The sequence below is a fragment of the Sanguibacter suarezii NBRC 16159 genome, from assembly GCF_001552735.1.
Taxonomy (GTDB): domain Bacteria; phylum Actinomycetota; class Actinomycetes; order Actinomycetales; family Cellulomonadaceae; genus Sanguibacter; species Sanguibacter suarezii.
In genome coordinates, this window is record NZ_BCRT01000010.1 from 478,449 (window position 1) to 495,069 (window position 16,621).

General features: G+C 67.6%; 17 protein-coding genes and 3 tRNA genes. 4 read left to right on the forward strand and 16 right to left on the reverse strand.

Annotated elements, in window-relative coordinates; translation table 11 throughout:
- Positions 1-176 precede the first annotated feature (176 nt).
- From SS2_RS06755 to SS2_RS06795, 9 genes are all read right to left on the reverse strand, one after another.
- Positions 177-1,178: a cation diffusion facilitator family transporter gene (locus SS2_RS06755; protein WP_066462297.1), complete on the reverse strand. Its 1,002-nt coding sequence runs from the start codon at positions 1,176-1,178 to the stop codon at positions 177-179.
- The gene (locus SS2_RS06760) at positions 1,175-1,648 is read right to left on the reverse strand and encodes a transporter substrate-binding domain-containing protein (RefSeq protein WP_066462506.1); all 474 of its coding nucleotides are present in this window, start codon (positions 1,646-1,648) and stop codon (positions 1,175-1,177) included. Before SS2_RS06760 ends, SS2_RS06755 begins: the two co-directional genes overlap by 4 nt.
- A 39-nt stretch (positions 1,649-1,687) precedes the next feature.
- Positions 1,688-1,936, reverse strand: a complete 249-nt coding sequence (locus tag SS2_RS06765) for a CDGSH iron-sulfur domain-containing protein (RefSeq protein WP_066462300.1) — start codon at positions 1,934-1,936, stop codon at positions 1,688-1,690.
- Positions 1,933-2,994, reverse strand: coding sequence for an iron-containing redox enzyme family protein (locus tag SS2_RS06770; protein WP_245643392.1), 1,062 nt, complete (start codon positions 2,992-2,994; stop codon positions 1,933-1,935). The genes SS2_RS06765 and SS2_RS06770 overlap by 4 nt, the downstream gene beginning before the upstream one ends.
- Before the next feature lie 192 nt (positions 2,995-3,186).
- The gene (locus tag SS2_RS06775) at positions 3,187-5,349 is read right to left on the reverse strand and encodes a DEAD/DEAH box helicase (RefSeq protein WP_066462301.1); all 2,163 of its coding nucleotides are present in this window, start codon (positions 5,347-5,349) and stop codon (positions 3,187-3,189) included.
- 287 nt (positions 5,350-5,636) lie between these two features.
- A tRNA-Val gene (locus SS2_RS06780) sits at positions 5,637-5,711 on the reverse strand.
- 30 nt (positions 5,712-5,741) lie between these two features.
- Positions 5,742-5,812, reverse strand: a tRNA-Cys gene (locus SS2_RS06785).
- A gap of 44 nt (positions 5,813-5,856) precedes the next feature.
- A tRNA-Gly gene (locus tag SS2_RS06790) sits at positions 5,857-5,928 on the reverse strand.
- 181 nt (positions 5,929-6,109) lie between these two features.
- The gene (locus SS2_RS06795; RefSeq protein WP_066462302.1) at positions 6,110-6,982 is read right to left on the reverse strand and encodes an oxidoreductase; all 873 of its coding nucleotides are present in this window, start codon (positions 6,980-6,982) and stop codon (positions 6,110-6,112) included.
- Positions 6,983-7,095: 113 nt separating this feature from the next.
- Between SS2_RS06795 and SS2_RS06800 the strand changes: the two genes are divergently transcribed.
- Complete coding sequence (locus tag SS2_RS06800) at positions 7,096-7,554, forward strand: winged helix-turn-helix transcriptional regulator (protein ID WP_245643394.1); 459 nt, start codon at positions 7,096-7,098, stop codon at positions 7,552-7,554.
- Positions 7,555-7,638: 84 nt separating this feature from the next.
- Here the strand turns inward: SS2_RS06800 and SS2_RS06805 are convergent, their stop codons facing one another.
- The 7 genes from SS2_RS06805 to SS2_RS06830 all read right to left on the reverse strand — a co-directional run bounded on the left by SS2_RS06805 (position 7,639) and on the right by SS2_RS06830 (position 13,236).
- Positions 7,639-9,204 (reverse strand): CYTH and CHAD domain-containing protein, encoded by a 1,566-nt coding sequence (locus SS2_RS06805; protein ID WP_066462303.1) that lies wholly within the window; start codon positions 9,202-9,204, stop codon positions 7,639-7,641.
- A gap of 55 nt (positions 9,205-9,259) precedes the next feature.
- On the reverse strand, positions 9,260-9,778 hold the full coding sequence (locus SS2_RS16965; protein ID WP_083941863.1) for an HAD family hydrolase: 519 nt from the start codon (positions 9,776-9,778) through the stop codon (positions 9,260-9,262).
- A 112-nt stretch (positions 9,779-9,890) separates the two neighbouring features.
- Positions 9,891-10,664, reverse strand: a complete 774-nt coding sequence (gene heR, locus SS2_RS06810) for a heliorhodopsin HeR (protein ID WP_066462306.1) — start codon at positions 10,662-10,664, stop codon at positions 9,891-9,893.
- 223 nt (positions 10,665-10,887) lie between these two features.
- Positions 10,888-11,289: a hypothetical protein gene (locus SS2_RS06815; RefSeq protein ID WP_169796266.1), complete on the reverse strand. Its 402-nt coding sequence runs from the start codon at positions 11,287-11,289 to the stop codon at positions 10,888-10,890.
- Between the two features lie 248 nt (positions 11,290-11,537).
- Positions 11,538-11,792 carry a response regulator gene (locus SS2_RS18300; RefSeq protein ID WP_066462310.1) on the reverse strand — a complete coding sequence of 85 codons (255 nt, stop codon included), beginning with the start codon at positions 11,790-11,792 and terminating at the stop codon, positions 11,538-11,540.
- A gap of 467 nt (positions 11,793-12,259) precedes the next feature.
- Complete coding sequence (locus SS2_RS17750; protein WP_066462312.1) at positions 12,260-12,508, reverse strand: hypothetical protein; 249 nt, start codon at positions 12,506-12,508, stop codon at positions 12,260-12,262.
- Between the two features lie 179 nt (positions 12,509-12,687).
- The gene (locus SS2_RS06830; RefSeq protein ID WP_066462512.1) at positions 12,688-13,236 is read right to left on the reverse strand and encodes a GNAT family N-acetyltransferase; all 549 of its coding nucleotides are present in this window, start codon (positions 13,234-13,236) and stop codon (positions 12,688-12,690) included.
- An 822-nt stretch (positions 13,237-14,058) separates the two neighbouring features.
- Here SS2_RS06830 and SS2_RS16975 point away from each other — a divergent pair.
- The 3 genes from SS2_RS16975 to SS2_RS06845 all read left to right on the forward strand — a co-directional run bounded on the left by SS2_RS16975 (position 14,059) and on the right by SS2_RS06845 (position 16,609).
- Positions 14,059-14,766, forward strand: coding sequence for an ABC transporter ATP-binding protein (locus tag SS2_RS16975; RefSeq protein ID WP_169796267.1), 708 nt, complete (start codon positions 14,059-14,061; stop codon positions 14,764-14,766).
- 77 nt (positions 14,767-14,843) lie between these two features.
- Positions 14,844-16,052: a hypothetical protein gene (locus SS2_RS06840; RefSeq protein WP_066462315.1), complete on the forward strand. Its 1,209-nt coding sequence runs from the start codon at positions 14,844-14,846 to the stop codon at positions 16,050-16,052.
- Positions 16,043-16,609, forward strand: coding sequence for a hypothetical protein (locus SS2_RS06845; protein WP_066462316.1), 567 nt, complete (start codon positions 16,043-16,045; stop codon positions 16,607-16,609). Before SS2_RS06840 ends, SS2_RS06845 begins: the two co-directional genes overlap by 10 nt.
- Positions 16,610-16,621 lie beyond the last annotated feature (12 nt).

The window sequence follows — 16,621 nt, forward strand, 5'->3', positions numbered from 1 at the left end:
CTCAGCGAGGGGTTTGCGACCGCGGCCCCCTCGCTCTGAGTTCCCCGCCAGGGCAGTACGCACAACCAGCCGGGCGGGGACCCTCCGCCTCAGACCCGAGGTCGCCTGGAGCTCTCCGGGCGGCCTTTGGTCTGACGTGACTTCGAGGGAGGCGCCTAGGTCGCCCGCCCGGGCTCCTAGGCGCGTCGCGCCTCCTCCCGCCCGGCTAGTGAGCCGGGCAGCATCTCCTGGGGCAAGGCCTCCACCGGCACGAGCACGAGGTCCTGGATCTTCCAGTCGAGGGCGATCAGCCCTTCGCGGGCTTGGCGCAGCTCCTCGAGACCGGGCATCGCGTCGTCCTTCGGGACGACGAAGGCCTCGACGTGGAAGACGTGCCCTTCGTCGCGCACCCTCGACCCCACCTCGGCCACCCACGGAATCCCCGCGAGGTGCTCGTCGATGCGCACCACCAACGGGTGGAGCTCGTCGCCCTCGACGGTCGTTGCTCGGGCGTCCATGAGGGCTGAGGTCGCTACGCGGAGGTTCACCACGCCGTCGCGCATGATGCTCACCGCGATGAACAGCGCCGCAGCGGAGTCCGCCCACCACAGGCCCGCACCGATGCCGAGGATCCCGACGATGCTCCCGAGGGCGGTCATCCAGTCGGCCTTGTTCATGTCGGCGTCCGCGTAGAGCACGCGGTCGTGCAGGGTGCGGGCGAGGGGCATCTTCGCCCGGCCGAAGAAGACCGGCGGGATGCCGGTGACGACCATCGCCGCGATCATCGGCCACCCCGCCCAGACCGGGTGCCCGGCGATCTCCATGAGCCCGACAGGCGGGTGCTCGCCCGCCAGCAGACCCGAGCCAGAGTCGACGATGAGGAAGGCGCCCATGGCCAGCAGCGACGTGCCGGCCACGAGATGGCCGACGCCGACCGACCGGTGGAGGCCATAGGGGTGACTCTCGGACGGGCGCCGTCGGGCAAAGTGCACGGCCACGAGGAAGGAGACGGGTGGGATGAAGGACAACAGGTCCTCCACCCAGGCCGCCTTCATGGCTTGGGAGCTCCCCATGGTCAGGTACACGAGGGTGACGGCGCCGACGAGGAAGGCGATGGTGCCCCACGCGAGGCGCTTCGCCGTGCGCAGGGCGGCCGCCTGCTCCTCGGGGAGGTCGGTGTGCCCGAAGGTGACGGTCATGGCTGCACGTCCTTGTGCTCGAGGAGGAAGGTCTCGAGGGCGACGAGGAAGGCGTTCTCGCCCATCGGAGCTGCCATCACGTGCGCCTGAGGTGCTCCGTCCGCGCCCGGCACGGTCGTGTACGGGTAGGTGAGCGCGCTGTGCTCGGCCCACGGTGAGGCGGCGGTCAGCCCGCCGATGACCAGGTCCAGCTCGGACCGGTCCAGCTGGGCCATGAGGTCTTCCTCGCCGCTGGCCGTCCACTCGACGTCGGCGTCGAGGGACTCAGCGAATTCCGTGACCAGGTCCACCTCCAGCCCGGTCGGTGCGCCGTCTGGCGCGACCTCGGTCCAGGGGGAGTGGGCGGACACCCCGACGCGCAGCACGCCGCCCTCCACCCGGTCGAGGGTCCCCTCGGGGTCTGCGGGGAACCTGCCAGCGCACCCTGTGAGCAGGAGCAGCCCGACGATGCCCGCAAGCACTGGTCTCACCACGCCACCTCCGATGTCCTGTCAGTCCTGTCAGTCCTGTCAGTCCTGCGACTGGAAGCCGTTGACCTTGTGGGTCCCGTCGCAGAAGGGTTTGATCGCCGACCCTCCGCAGCGGCAGAGAGCCACCGTCCCGCGCCCTCGGCTGACCTCCGTGCCGTCTGCGTCGAGGATGACGGGCCGACCGCGGACCAGCAGCGGTCCGTCCGGGCAGAGCACGATCTGGACCTCCGCCTCGCCCGGCGTCTGCTCGACCAGCTCGTGTCCTTCGTGCGGCTGGGGGCTGGTCATGCCAGTCCCTCGCGCAGGGCGGACTCGTTGCGCTCCCAGCTGGCCAGGACGCTCTCACCTGCCCACCCGTCGACCGCCAGGCACGCGGCCGCGCCGAAGAGGATGTCCGGCAGCAGCGAGGGATCCTGCTCGGCGAGTCGCCCCGCGAGGTCGCGGCCGGCGATCTGCTCGTGGACGGCGTCGGCCTCGACGTGCTCGTCGAAGTACTCGGTGGTGGCCGGTGTGTGCCCCAGGCGCCGGAAGCCGTTGCCGTACATCCGGTTCGGGATCGAGGAGGTCATCTCGAAGGCAGCGAGGTGGCCCACGATCGCTCCTCGCAGCCGCCGGTGCAGACCGAACATCGACATCATGTTCAGCGAGGCGAGGGTGGACGCCGGCACGAGGTCGACGTAGGTGCCGTAGGTGTCGTCCAGCCCCAGTCCGCGCATCGCCTGGGCGAAGAGGGCCGAGTGCATACGCTCGGGGCGCCCGTCGCCGTACTCGTCGGCCTGGATCTCGACGAGCGCTGCCTTGGGTGCCCCGCTCAACCGGGGGATGGCCCAGGTGTGGGGGTCGGCTTCCTTGAGCTGATAGACGGACCGCAGGATGAGGAACTCTCGCAGCTGCTCCTGGGTCGCGTGCTTGGCCACGAAACGGGAGAGGCTCGGTCCGCTGGTCTCGGCCGTCATGGCGAACAGCGCCTCAGCAACAGACCGAGGGTCTGACGCCTCGCAGGTCGGCTGGCTGACGCGGGCCCGCAGGTCAGCCTCGACGTGCGTCTCAAGGACCGCCCGCGCGGCCAGGAGGCCGGGGTGCCATTCCCACTCGTCGCTGACCCCCGCCAACCCGCGGTAGTGCAGCTCGTACAGGCACAGGAGCGTGTGCTGCAGGTCCTCGTCCTCGGTGGGCGTCCCGTGGTCGCCGCGCACGTGCTCGACGACGGCGCTCGCCAGGGCGGGCACCTCGTCGCTCGCCGGGGGCGACGCGATCGTCGCGAGCAGCACCTCGCCCAGCGGCCCGCGGGCGCTGGGCACGGCCATGGGTCCACCATCGATGCGAGTGGCTGTGGTGGCGGTCATATCTGTCCCTCTTCCTCGAGCTCGATGACGAACCACCCCCCGGTGCCGCCGTGGTGCGCCTCGTTCGGAGGTCGCCGATCAGGGCCGCGCCAGGGGTGTGATCAGCCCCGATGCTAGTTGAGGGGAACGCAGACGGCATGTGGAACGCGAGGCCGGACCGCGCGTGCCACACCGACGTCGAGGGTCAGCGGCTCAGACCCCCGCGCGGGCGTCGAGGGCGTCGGTGAGCAGCCCGACCAGGGCGTCGAGCTGCACCGTGGTGGAGGAGGCGACGTCGTCCTCGCCTGCGCCGTCGAGCGCGCGGGCAGCCAGACCGGACTTGCTGTCGATGAGCTCGGCGATCCTCGAGTCGATGGTCTGCGCGGCGATGACCCGCCACGCGGTGACCGGCTCGTCCTGGCCGATCCGGTGGATCCGGTCGATGGCCTGGGTCTGCTCGGCGTGGGTCCAGGACAGCTCGGCCAGCACGAGGTTCGAGGCCACCTGGAGGTTGAGACCGACCCCAGCAGCCGTCAGGGAGCACACGACGATCGACACGTCCGGGTCGCCGGTGAACGCGGCGATGTTCTTCTCGCGTGCCTTGGGCGTCTGGTCCCCGCGGATCGAGGCGTAGCGGATGCCCCGGTCGGCGAAGAGCTGCTCGGCGGCGTCCATCACGTCCACGTGCTTGGCGAAGAACACCACCTTGCCCACGTTGCGGGCGAGCTGGGCGGCGTAGTCGGCGGCCAGCTCGGCCTTGGCCTGCCCGATCCGGCGGACCATCGTGAAGACGTTCTCACCGCCGGCCTTGGAGCTGGAGTCCTTGAGCTCCGCCGCCGCGACCCGGCGGACGAGCTCGTGGTCGATCTCGTCAGTTCCGGTGTCGGCGCGCATCTCCAGGGCGGTCCGGTACCGCTGGACCAGCCGGTCGACGAGCGCGGCCTCCGCGGCGCGGACGGACCGGCCGGCGGCGCCGTCGAGCTCGACGACGAGGTCGGCGACTCGGCGCACGGGGATGTCCGCGACCACGTCAGCCTTGCGGCGGCGGACGATGCCCATGTCGATGACGCTGGACCGCGCGGCTGCCGAGAAGCCCGGGTCGGCGGGGGTGAGGCCGGTGTCTTCCAGGGCGGCCTGCAGCGTGCCCAGCGGCGTCGTGTCGTCGATCCAGCCGAGGAACTGCCAGATCGCCCGGAAGTCCTCGATGTCGTTGATCAGCGGGGTCCCGGTGAGGGCCATGAGCAGCGGCCGGGCGACGCGCGTACGGATCCTGTCAGAGAGGGCGATGACGTGCTGGGACCGCTGGGAGGTCCTGTTCTTGATGAAGTGCGCCTCGTCGACGACCATTCCGCGGAACCCCAGCTCGCCGAGCCATCCGACGTGCCGGTCCAGCAGCTCGTAGTTGACGATCACGACGTCGGCGAAGCCGTCCATCCGGTCGCCGTCACCGTGCACCACCGTGGACCGCCGTGACGGGGTCCACAGCGCCACCTCGTGCGCCCAGTTGGCCTTGACCACGTTGGGGACCACGACCAGCAGCGGGTAGGCGTCGGCCGCCTGGGCGGCGAGCAGCGCCTGGGCGGTCTTGCCCAGCCCGGGCTCGTCGGCGAGCAGGAAGGTGCGGTGCCCGCGGGCCGTCGCGGTGACGACCTGGGCCTGGTGCGGCATGAGCTCCCGGTCACGGGGGAGCGGCACCGGCCGAGGGTCGGGCAAGGGCATGCACGAGGGTGCGCCGGGGGCGGCCCGCTCGAAGGAGCGGAAGAGCGGTTCGAGCAGCTCCCAGCCGGCCAGTCGCCGGGGGCGGGTGGCGACCCGCGCGGCCGCAGCCTCGAAGTCCGGAGCGAGGAACGGGTTGGCGAGCTGGCGGGAGACGACCGAGCGAGGCACCACCTGGGTCGAGGCGCCGGGCGCGGGCGCGGGCGGCGCCGCGGGCGGGGGCTCCTGCGGCGGTTCCAACCCGCCGGCGCGCATCACGGTCGCCTTGAAGGCGCGGGCCGCGTCGGAGACCTGGACGTCGTCAGCGAGGAGCGCGAGCAGCGAGGTGTCCCGGGCGGCGGTCTTGGCCAGCATCGTCGCGACGCCGTCGAGGCGCTTGAGCTCTTCGGTGCGCCGGGCAGCCGTCAGGGTCGTGTCGGCCATCACCCGGGCGCGTTCCTCACGCACCAGCAGCGCGACGACCTGGAACTTTGTCCGCACGGGGCCGCTTGCCGGGCCTCGCTTGACGGCGCCGTCAAACTCGCGGGCGACGTCGGCGAGCACCGAGATGATCCCTTGCTCCGTGCGTTGGGGCGCGCGGCGTCGCTGTGCGCCGGCGGCACGCTGTGCGCCTGCGGCGCCCTGGGGCCCACCGGATCGGCCTTGGCCTCGTCGTGCCACGTCTCCTCCTTCTCATGCGCACGCCAGCAGCGGCGCGGCGTGGACGTGCCACGTCGGCTCGGGGCCGGTCGGCGGTCGAACTTTACCCCGCATCACAGGCAGTCCATGGGGGCCGCGGCGGCTGGGGGAGTCCCTGATCGCGTCACCGTTCTCGGTCCTCTGCTGTCAGATTACCCGCCACGGGCGGGGTCCGATCAGCGGAGGAAGGTCCTAACGCTCGCTCTCACCAGTGAACACAAGAGGCCGCGTCGGATCTCTCCGAGACGGCCTCTGAAATGCTGTGCTGGTGGTGGGCGATACTGGGATCGAACCAGTGACCTCTTCCGTGTCAGGGAAGCGCGCTACCGCTGCGCCAATCGCCCATGTGAAATTAGCTGTGGTGCTGTGCTGCGAGGTGGAGACGGGATTCGAACCCGTGTGGACGGCTTTGCAGGCCGCTGCCTCGCCTCTCGGCCACTCCACCATCGAGTCTCGTCCAACAGGCTGCTGCCCGAAGAATGATCTCCGAGCGGACGACGGGATTCGAACCCGCGACCCTCACCTTGGCAAGGTGATGCTCTACCACTGAGCCACGTCCGCATGCTTTCCAAACCGCAGAGAATTGCTTCCCGGCGTCTCGGTGCGTCCCAGACTCTAATGGACCTGTGCGGCTGCCGTCCAACCAGCCCCACCTGGTGAGACCCACGTCACAGGGCGTGACGCGCGCCGAATTCTCCGACCGAGACAATGCACCGACTCGTGGATTCTCCGCCGCGCGCAGCTAACCCGCTATCGCGCCGAGCTCCAGCAGGTCGTCGTCGGAGAGCGCGAGGCCGGCGCCGGCGATGTTCTCCTGGAGGTGCTGGGCCGACGAGGTGCCGGGGATGAGCAAAATGTTGGGTGAGCGGTGGAGCAGCCATGCCAGCGCGACGGCCATGCGCGTCGCGCCCAGCCGGGCGGCGACCGCGGACAGCCCGTCGGACTGCAGGGGGGTGAAGCCGCCGAGCGGGAAGAACGGTATGAAGGCAACGCCGTCGTCCGCGAGGCGGTCGATGAGGTCGTCGTCGCGGCGGTTGGCGAGGTTGTACCAGTTCTGCACCGACACGATGGGCGCGATCGCCTGGGCTTGTGCGACCTGCACTGCGGTGGCGTTGCTGACGCCGAGGTGGCGGATGATGCCCTGCTCCTGGAGACCGACGAGGGTCTCGAACGCGTCTTGGACCGGCTCTGCAACGGGTCCGTTGGCGTCACCGAGCCGCAGGTGCACGAGGTCGAGGGCGTCGACTCCGAGGGTCTCCAGGTTGTCGTCGACCTGCTGGCGCAGCTCGTCGGGCGTGCGGGCTGCGGGCCATCCGCCCTGCGCGTCCCTGCGTCCGCCGACCTTCGTCGCGACAACCAGGTTCTCTGGATAGGGGTAGAGGGCTTCTCGGATGAGCTCGTTGACGACGCGCGGCCCGTAGGTCTCTGCGGTGTCGATGTGGGTGATGCCGCTTGCGACGGCGTCTCGCAGGACCGTGAGAGCCGCTGCTCGATCGCTCGGTGGTCCCATGACCCATGGGCCCGCCAATTGCATGGCGCCGTAGCCGACCCGGGAGACGGGGGTGTTGCCGAGCGTCCACGTTCCGCCGGGCAGGTCAGGGGTGATGGTGGTCATCGGGAGCCTCTCGAGTACTTGCCGTATGAGCTGTCATCGACCACTCTCATGGAGACGCTTCCGTAAAGGAAGTAGTTACCTATAAGTGCGTTGATACCCGGAAGGTGATCGTGATGACCAAGACGGCATCTCAGAAGAAGGCCGACGCGAAGGTCCAGTACGACGCCTTCTTGGCGGCGTGCCCCAGTCACCAGCTTCTCAGTCAGGTCTCTGGAAAATGGGTGACGCTCGTCCTCTCGGCGCTGGGGAGCGGCCCCGACTGCGCTGGTGACCCACGCCCGATGCGGTACTCCGAGCTAGGCCGGATCATCGCAGGGGTGAGCCCGAAGATGCTCTCGCAGACCCTGAAGTCCCTCGAGCGCGACGGCCTGATCCGCCGCACTGCCACGGCGACCGTCCCTGTCACCGTGACCTATGAGGTCACCGACCTCGGTCTGTCGCTGCACCACACCGTTCGACAGCTCAAGATCTGGTCGGAGAGCCACCACGACCAGGTCGCTGCGCACAGGTCGCGCTTCGACGACGAGCAGGTCGAGCCCGCCACCCTGGCGATGGTCACCTCACGCAGGTAGAACGGTGTTCAGGTGGCGGGTGCCCTCGATGAGGAAGGGTGAGCTCGGTCTAGGTCGGTCCAGCTCGGTCCAGGTCGGTGCTCGTCAGCGCAGCCAGCGGCGCAGGCGCTTCTTCTTCGCCGCAGCCCAGACCGATGGCACCCTCGCCTCGATGTCATGGGCGCGGACCTCCTCCAGGGCGTGCAGCCGACCGTAGGCGAACGCAGCGTTCGGGTCGGTGGTGCTCTCGGCGAGCTCGCGTAGTCGCCGACGCAGCACGACGGAGTCCTGGTGCTGCCCGAGGAGCTCCTGCACGCTCTCCATCGCGGCGGCGAAGGCCCGGGCGTCGGGACCACACACGGCGGTGGCCAGCTCCGCCGCGTAGCGGGTGCGCTTCGCGGCCTTGCGGGCGTCATGGAGGAGCTCGTCGCGCTGCTCGGGCTCGGTCGCCGCCATTGCGCGCTTCACCAGCCGCCGGAGGCGGGCGTACTCCTCCGCGACGCCGCGCTGGAGCACTCTCCCGGCCGATCGGTTGCCGCGCGTGGTGGTCGGCAGGTCACGCACGAATGCCTCGAGGTCGTCGAGCAGCCGGTCGTACCGCTCGCCGTCGAGCTCGTGAAGGGCTGCCTCGCGCGCTGTCGCATGCGCGGACCGCAGCTGCGCGTCGACCTCGGCGGCGACCGGCGAGAGCTCGGCGCGTGTGTCCTCACCCCGCAGGACGCCAAGGACCCGGTCATGCATGACCTCCGCGTCGCGGACCGCACCCAGGACTCCCGCGAGCCACTTGAGCTCATCGCGCAGCGGCCCGACGTCCACCGACCCGAAGGACGACCGAAAGGTTGTCAGGGCGCTGCGCAGGCGACGGGTCGCCACGCGCATGATGTGCACGCTCCCGGGCGCATCCAGACGGACGCGGAGGTCCTGGGCTCGCAGCTGCTCGAGCTGGTCACAGACGTACCCCAGGCCGACGTGACTCCTCCCGGCCTGCGCCGAGGCGGACTTGGCCGTGGTGCCGCCGGCCGGCTCAGCATCCTCATCGATCTGGAGGACGCGGGCAAGCTTGGAGGTGTATGGCGCCCGGGTGAGTGTGCGGGCGCGGAGCGCGGCAGCGACCGACGTCAGGAGCTCCTCGCCTGCGTCCAGCGCCTCGATCTCGATCTCACGCCACACCTCCTCGTCAGCTGCTTCCGCGGACCCGGCGAGGGGCAGGAGACGCCGGGCGACGACTCGGTCGTCGGCGAGCTCGAGCAGCGGGTGGTTGCTCGCATCGACCAGCCGGCGCACGGCTCTGTGCGTGGTGATCGTCGCGACGGGGACGAGCGGCTGACCCATGGTCCGGACCCGCACGAGGCGCTGCAGCGCCGCAGGGACGACGCGACCCGAACGCCCCGGCGGCAGACGGACCTCCGAGCGCTCCGACCCGGCCGCCGGGACCTTGAGGTGCCATCCGGCGTCCGTGCCGCCGACACGGCGACGCAACGTCAGGCCGTGGCGGGCGAGATCCACGTCTGCGGTGTCGAAGTATGAGGCACGCAGCACGTGCTGGGTGGGCTCGGACCAGGTCAACCTCTCACCATCGGTCCCGGGGCCCGCGAGCTCAGTCGGGGCGGGAAGCTCGTAGCCGTCCTCGACGGAGAACTTCATCTCGATCTCGGGGTGAACCTCAGCCATTCTTCAGTTCTATCTCAGAACGCGCAGACGGACCGTGCGAAGGGCGGGCGCCTGGCTATCTGAGCGGACTGCGCGCGGTGTGGGCCCTCGCGCGCCAAAGATTCGGTGCATGGTTCCCGAGTCCCGACGTCTGCCACCACGTCAGGATTGTTCTTTGAGGTGCCTTACAGCCCATCTCCTCGGAGATGAATGAACCGTCCACCAGCTTCGCGAGGCCAGTGCGGCGAAGTTTCGCTCGCTGATTGTCTGACTTTCCGTTCGAGACGACGAACAGCCGCCACCGTCGCTCACGAAGGAGCTTGAGTTCCTGTGTCACCCCGTCGAACGGCTCAGCCAGTCGGGGTATCTGATCGCGGTAGTCATCCCAGAGAGCAGTGCTGGACCCTCCAACTCCGTAGCGCGCGTACACCTTCGCGAAGAACGTCTCGCGGGGGCGACAGGTGGAATCGAGGTCATGCAGCCACGTCCACTCAGTCTCACCCAGATCATGCGCGTCGACGAAGCGTCTCGCCCAGAGGGTGAATGCGCTTCGCCGATCGATGAGGGTCTCGTCGAGATCAAGAAGGGCGAGCATGGCGCCAGACTCTCACGCAAGGGCTGGCGTGCGCGAGGTTCTCGGTGGCCGAGCCAGCTGCGATCTTCTGGCTGATCTGGTCCGAGCCCACCCCGGCCCATGTCGCCAGGAGTCACCCAGCGAGGGAGCCCCCGAAGATCTGCCACGCCAGGGCAGACTTCGCCACCAGGCTGAGGACCAGATAGACCTTCTCGCCATAGCTGTAGTCGGCCCATCTACCGATGCGGCGGTACTGAAGAAACTGGTTGACTGCAAAACTCATGAAGAACACGAACAGGGACACGACGATCCCGTAGACGAATGCCGGCACCTCGTTGGAACCGCCGCTGGCGCCGATCAGGTTGATGAGGATAGCCACCCAGGGCGCCGCGCCCGCTATACATCCGAACCAGAAGGGGGCCATCGTCGTGCGGACCCGGTCAGGGGGATTCATCAGCTCCTGCACCCAGCCGAAGAGGATCATTGCGACGTTGGCCCCGCAGATGAGCACCACCTCGGTGATCCCGGTCAGACCGTTGTAGAACCCGATGAGGATGATCATGATCGTGGCGCTGAACGAGTACTCGATCCACCGGAATCGGTTCAGTCCCGCACGCAGGTCTGTCTCATAGCGGGCACGGAACACCGTCGCGGTGAGCAGGTGGTCGAGCGCCGCGAGAGCGAGGAAGACAGCGATCGCGGGCCCGATCGCGACGTCGAACAGCGCCTTCGGTGCTGACGTGGCGGTTCCCGGTGGCCCGGACGGATACTGCGAGGTGACAGTGATCGCGAAGCCGCTGGCCAGCAGGAGGACAGCGAGCGCCTGTGCGCCGTGCAAGACGCTCAGTCCGAGATTCCAACGGCGCAGGCCGGGGAGACGGGACTCGTTGACTGCGCGTGATTCCATGGCTTCCCCATCCAGAGTGGTGCCGCGGCCCTGCGGTGGACGACGTGGTTTCCGCGGTGACGGAGGCTCGTGGTCGCGTGCGCGTTTCGCCTGTTGTCAACGTAAGTGCTTCCTCCAAGGCTCGCTTGCCGGAGAGCGTCCGGAGCGAGAACGCAGTCCACGCGCATCTGCGGCTGGGACCCACGTGCTCACGCCGGGTGCCCCTCGCGAGGTGCGCGAGGCCTCAGTCGCCTTCGGACGGGACCGCCATCTCCGGTGTGATCTCGAGGGCGGTGACGCCGGCTCGTTGAATCTCGTTCAGGAGTGACCGGGAGCCGCTGACGTAGAGGGAGTCGTGGTAGATCGGGTTGGACACCACGAAGGCGCCGTCGGCCGGCCACCAGAACACGGGGTAGTGCGCCGTGAGCTGCTGGGAGCGCTTGACCAGCCACTCGCCGTCCCCATCGCGCAGGATGAGCCCGCCGTAGCGACTATGGAGCTCCTCCGTGCCGGAGGGGAAGGTATGCCCGAGGTCGTCGCCTTGCTCCTCGACGTATCCCTCCCACATCGCGTGATGGAAGCGATCGGGTGTGGCCGTGCACCGGCGCAGGATCGACGCCAGTCGTGCCACCAGTGCGGTTCTCATCTGGCCCTCGGCGGGATGAACCGTGGTGGTCACCTCCGGGGGGAGTGTGCTCTGCACTGTTGACCAGCGAAGATCACTCGTCAACGGGACCCCGGCGAGGCTGGCGAGTTCGGGCCAGGGGTAGAGGCGATCCCAGGTACCGGTGGCCGGGAGAAAGATCCGAGCGCTCACCTCATGGGCGCTCGAGACGAAGGCGGCCACCACTGAGTCGTCGGTACCGATCGTCGATGCGAGGAGTCCACGGCCTGTCATGGGACAGTCCCTGGCGGCAGATCGTCACTGGAGCCGCCGACGAGGCGGGATGCGGTGACGTCCTTGAGGAGGAAGCCGCTGGCCCCGGTGCGCAGCGCGTCATAGACGTACTCGTCGAAGTCGAAGGTCGTGAGGATGAGTGCCCGGGTGCCGGGGTGCTCGCTCGTGATGCGTTGCGTGGCGACGAGGTGCAGCAGTTCCGCGCCGTCACGCATCTCGCCGACACTGACCTCACGCACCGAGTTCGTCATGGTGACACTGATGGTAGACCCGTCGTGCCTCCGGTGAGGGCCAACAAGGTCGGCCGCTCGCACAAAGACCGCCGTCCACGGAAGTCATCGAGAATCGGCACGGGTACACGTAGGGCTACGCCCCTCCAGCCCACGCAAAAGACCGCCTCGGATCTCTCCGAGACGGCCTCTGACGTGCTGCTGGTGGGCGATACTGGGATCGAACCAGTGACCTCTTCCGTGTCAGGGACAGGAGGGGTGCTTGTGGGCGTCCAGGAGTGTCCATACCTGCGGGTCACGGCGTTGGCGTGCATTCCTGGTCATCGCTGGACGCCCCTGGACTCATCGCGGTAGGGGTATGCGTAGGGGTATGGCGAGGGGACAAGGGGATGTCCCACTCGGAGCACATCGGCCCGTACCCGAAACGGTCATCTTCCTGAGCCTGCTACTCCGACCCTCCTCCCCGGAGAATCTATCTGATGAACCGCTCATATGCCGCAAGGCATCCGCCCAGGCGCGTCGACGCCTGTGTCATCGATGCGCCGGCGGCCGGTGGACAGCTCGACCACCGCCAGCACCGACCACGTGTCGCCCAGGCGGTCCAGCACGTCGCGAATTCCGCAGTCCTCGTGCTCGGGCAACCCGCAGGGCTCCATCTCGACGACATCGGATCCTGGCTCGTTCGCGTCGAGCACGTCGCTGACCTCGTCCGTTACCGCGGTGTGCCCTGCTGACACGAAAGTGCCTCCTTGTCGGACCCTCGGTGGCTCCGGACGATGGTGACCGTCACCGCCCCCGGGGGCCAGCTAAGTCCGAGAGCTGGGCGTCATCTTTGGTCGCCGGAGACCCGAGTGCAGGTGGTGGCCGGTTCGGGGGCGACACCCGTAGCATTCCCTGCTGTCTGCCGCGCGACTGCTCAGGCGGTGGTCGGCTTGCTGCGTCGTCCCTTCTTGGCGACGAACAGTTCGTACTCAGCGTCGTAGTACGCGTTGGTGGTCCCTGCGTCCTCCATGCCGAGACGACGGCAGATCCGGTGTGACGGAAAGTTGTCAGCGTGAGCAACCGCGAGGATGCTGTCGAGCCCCGCAGCGAATCCGTGTTCCAGCGCGACTCTGGCCGCATCAGTCGCGTAGCCGCGCCCCCAGGCGTCCGGGTGGAAGTGCCACCCGATCTCCACCTGGTCGGAAGGGCTGGACGTCCCCGAGAGCCCGATTCCTTGGAGCATCACGGTACCCACGAGGGTGCCGGTGTCGGCAGCCTCGACTGCCCAGTAGCCGAGGGCCGGATCGTCGACCGCCCGAAGGCGCTCGATCAGCCCCTCGGCTTGCGTCGGGTTCTCCATCACACGAGGTTCATGGCCGAGGTAGCGCTGAACGTCCCACCTGGAGTACAGGTCAAAGACAAACGGCGCGTCGCTCGGGGCCCAACCTCGAAGGTTCACTCGGTCACTGCTCAGCTTTTTCACCACAGAAGCCTCTGGGTCATGGCGTTGGTGACGTCGGGGGCGTGTGGGCGTGGGGAAGGGCAGGTGCCGGCATAGGGGGAATTGCGACCAGCCGTGTGAAGAGTTCAATTCACCACAGGAGGGTAAATGAAGATTCAACTACTGAAAGATGATTTGCCGCGATTATCAACCGCGACCGTGATGGACCTTCGAAAAAAAGGCCAAGAAGTCCGACGCGCGCCTCTTGTGCCCGGTTGTAACCTCCGCTAGCATGCAGGTGTCTTGAAGGGTAATGGCGGATCAATAGGGCTCCGTCAGGCCCGTGGTGAGGGGAAAGCGAATGCGTATTGCGCGCACTTTTCTGGCGGTCTTCATTTCTGGGGCAATGTTGCTCTCGGGCGCTGCTTTCGCTAGTGCAGCAAGTTGGGGTCCGAAGACATCCACCTATCAGGGAAACGTAAAGGTCACAGGCAGTGGCAGTCTGACTCGGTACGCAGGATATTCTCGGTCCGTCGTCAAGGTCACGGACGCAGCTACTGACAACATCGCCTCCTACGGATACACCGACTTCACGAAGATCAAAGAAACGTGCACGACTTTCGGGGGCAGCTACTGGGTGGTCGCGACGGCTGGATCGTGTAACCTCACCGGTTCGGCAAAGCACTACTCGAGCGCAGAGAAGACGAACACGACCTTCTCTACGACGTTTGACAAGCCCTGGTGCGATTCTAACGGGAATGACTGCGCAAACTACGGTTACAAGGTTGTTGCCGGAGCGTGTGCTCAGATGCCGTGGCCTATCCCCGACAGTTGCACGTATGCCTATGTCGAGTACCACCGTCCGTGAACTCCCTGCAAGAGGCCGCTGAAATTAAGCTCGCAAATTATCGCGTCGCACGACGACGGCGTACGGTCGTTGATGTCGACTCTTTGCGATTCGGTCTTGGTAGCCATGTCTTGGCAGGGGCGAATGGATCAGGCAAGTCTTCACTTTTGAAGGCCATCGCAGGGTTGCTGCATTCCTCTGGTGAGGTAACGGTGGGCGGACGGGCGGCCGAGGAGATTCCGGGACGGGGCGTTGCCTATCTGCCCCAAGATTCGCACGGACTTGAGCACCTTTCGGTGCTCGATGCCGTGCGGTATGCCCAGCACGCCACCCGCTCGCCGGGGTCTGCCGACGAGTGGGTGGCAGCGGTGGACATGACGGACCGGGCTACTCGTCGGATCGGTTCACTCTCGGGGGGTGAACGCCGTCTGGCTTATCTGGCGATGCTCCTTTCTCAAGACGTTCCTGTGCTGTTGCTCGATGAGCCGACGGCGGGTCTGGATGCTTCGCACCGTGTCGCGTTGAGGCGAGCGCTGCGCGTTGCGGCACAGAGTCGAGTGGTGATCACTGCGAGCCACGTTGCGGACGACTTGGATGATCTCGGCGACCGCGTCGTGGTGCTGAGCGCGGGTCGGGTGGTCTTCGACGGCGCTGGTGAGCAGCTGGTGACGTCTACACCGGCGGGGACCTGGGATGCTGCGCTGATGGCGGTGGAAGGCGCATGAGGACAACGATCGCTTCGCCCCAGGCCCCACTGGCCCGTCCGGTCACAACGGCTCTTGAGGGTGGGGTCCCGAGCCCGATGTCGCAGGCAGCCTGTTGGACGGCGTGGGGTGCGCTCGTTGCACTCCAGATTGCGCACCTGTTCGCGCGGCAAGCTGGGTGGGTCGTCGACATGCGCTGGGCCTCGAGTCAGTACCTGTTCTCGATCACGCTGCTGGGACCGCTGCTGGCAGGGATTGCCGCCTACCAGGGCCGTGGCGCGGCCCGCTTGGTGTGGGTGCTGCGCGCTGCTCCCGTGCGCAGCGTGGTCGGGTGGTTGCGCGGACCGCTGGGCATCGGGGTGACCGTGTTCGTCGCGGGTTGGTGCGCGGTGGAAGTGGTCGCGATCAGTTCTGGGGCGACATGGAACCTGACCTTCGCGACGGTCAGGAACCTCGTCTCGGCGCTTCTCGGCGTGGGTGCATACGCTGCCGCTGGGTTCGCGATGGGAGCGCTCTGGCCACGCCGCCTCGTACCTGCCGTCGCGATGATCGCCACCTTCGCGCTCACGATGGTTGCGTGGACTGGCCTGGCACCATCGCTCGTGTGGTTCGGCGGAGCGTCGGCCGGTGTCACAGGCACCGAGCTGAGCACGGCTGCAACCATCGCGCGGGTTGTCTTCGATGTCGCGGTCGTGATATTCGCTATGGTGATCGCGGCACGTGCGCTGGGAGCTGACCCGCCGCACGTGAGCGCCCTCGTGCCGGGCACCGTGATGATCGTTGCGGCACTCCTGTCGACCATGACTCAGCCGGTTCAAGGGACAGACATGGCTTGGTCCTGCGACGACAGCGTTCCGGCGGTGTGCGTCCCGGTGGACTTCGAACGCTTCCTGCCCGAAGTCAAGGAGGCCTTGGCCCTATCCGGCATCGCTGGCCTCGTATCGGCAGCCTCGGACCGGACCGCAGATGCGTTGCACGTCGACGACTCGCTCCTGTTCGCCGAGCTCGACCGGCACGGGATCGCTTCCCCCAATGTCGGAGAGCGGGTGGGCGACGCCATCTACAGCACGCTCGTCTCCCCAGGGTGCTTCCCGGCCGACGACCAGCCGGTGCTCGACGACGCGCAGATTGCAGCGTCAGATTCGGTCAACGGGTGGATTGCCTACATGACCATGGACCCTGCAACGCTGGCGTCCTATGGCGTCACCTCGGTGACGGCCTATGGTGCACCGGACGTTCAGCCCGGCACCCCAGAAGCAGACACGTTCGTCGCTGACAGCCTCGCGCTGCTGCCTGCATGCCCGTGACCGTGGTCCTGCGAGCGTGGCGGATCCCCACGCTCGTGGGGACCATGGTCGTCTATGCCCTGGGGATCGTCCTCATCGCTGCACCGATCCCGATACCGGGACGCGACTTCAGCGATGTCTTGTGGCCCGCGCTGCCGATCCTCGTCGTCGGCGCGGTCGTGCTCTCCCGACGTGTGATCGCCGATGTTCCGTTCGAGGCAGTGCACCCCCGCCGGACCTGGCGTCGTCTCTCACTGCTCATCGGGCCTGTCCTCGCGGTCGGCCTGGTCACTGCGGTGTTAAGCCCCTGGGTCGATGTCGATCCACTCGTGGCAGCTCGCAACACCGGAATCATGCTCGGTGTGGTTGCGCTCTGCGGGCCTAGCCTCGCGACAGCTGCAATGCTGGGCCTCGCCGCCTTCTCCTGTGCCTCGTGGATCCTCGGCGCAGGCGGTATGGGCGCACCGCCTGCTTGGTGGGCCGTGCTGCTCCATCCGATGGGGAGTGCTGCGGCGTACTTCCTCGCAGTGGGCCTCCTGGGTGCCGGAGCGGTCATCGACGTTCGCCGGCGCGAATGAGGAGAGGGCCAG

Bases quoted from the DNA above. Each gene is read 5' to 3' on its own strand.
- SS2_RS16965 (WP_083941863.1), bottom strand. From the start codon at position 9,778: ATGCTCGCCCTTCTTGATCTCGACGAGACCCTCATCGATCGGCGAAGC.
- heR (WP_066462306.1), bottom strand. From the start codon at position 10,664: ATGGAATCACGCGCAGTCAACGAGTCCCGTCTCCCCGGCCTGCGCCGT.
- SS2_RS06755 (WP_066462297.1), bottom strand. From the start codon at position 1,178: ATGACCGTCACCTTCGGGCACACCGACCTCCCCGAGGAGCAGGCGGCC.
- SS2_RS06765 (WP_066462300.1), bottom strand. From the start codon at position 1,936: ATGACCAGCCCCCAGCCGCACGAAGGACACGAGCTGGTCGAGCAGACG.
- SS2_RS06815 (WP_169796266.1), bottom strand. From the start codon at position 11,289: ATGAGAACCGCACTGGTGGCACGACTGGCGTCGATCCTGCGCCGGTGC.
- SS2_RS18300 (WP_066462310.1), bottom strand. From the start codon at position 11,792: ATGACGAACTCGGTGCGTGAGGTCAGTGTCGGCGAGATGCGTGACGGC.
- SS2_RS06845 (WP_066462316.1), top strand. From the start codon at position 16,043: ATGCCCGTGACCGTGGTCCTGCGAGCGTGGCGGATCCCCACGCTCGTG.
- SS2_RS06770 (WP_245643392.1), bottom strand. From the start codon at position 2,994: ATGACCGCCACCACAGCCACTCGCATCGATGGTGGACCCATGGCCGTG.
- SS2_RS06840 (WP_066462315.1), top strand. From the start codon at position 14,844: ATGTCGCAGGCAGCCTGTTGGACGGCGTGGGGTGCGCTCGTTGCACTC.
- SS2_RS06800 (WP_245643394.1), top strand. From the start codon at position 7,096: ATGACCAAGACGGCATCTCAGAAGAAGGCCGACGCGAAGGTCCAGTAC.
- SS2_RS06795 (WP_066462302.1), bottom strand. From the start codon at position 6,982: ATGACCACCATCACCCCTGACCTGCCCGGCGGAACGTGGACGCTCGGC.
- SS2_RS06805 (WP_066462303.1), bottom strand. From the start codon at position 9,204: ATGGCTGAGGTTCACCCCGAGATCGAGATGAAGTTCTCCGTCGAGGAC.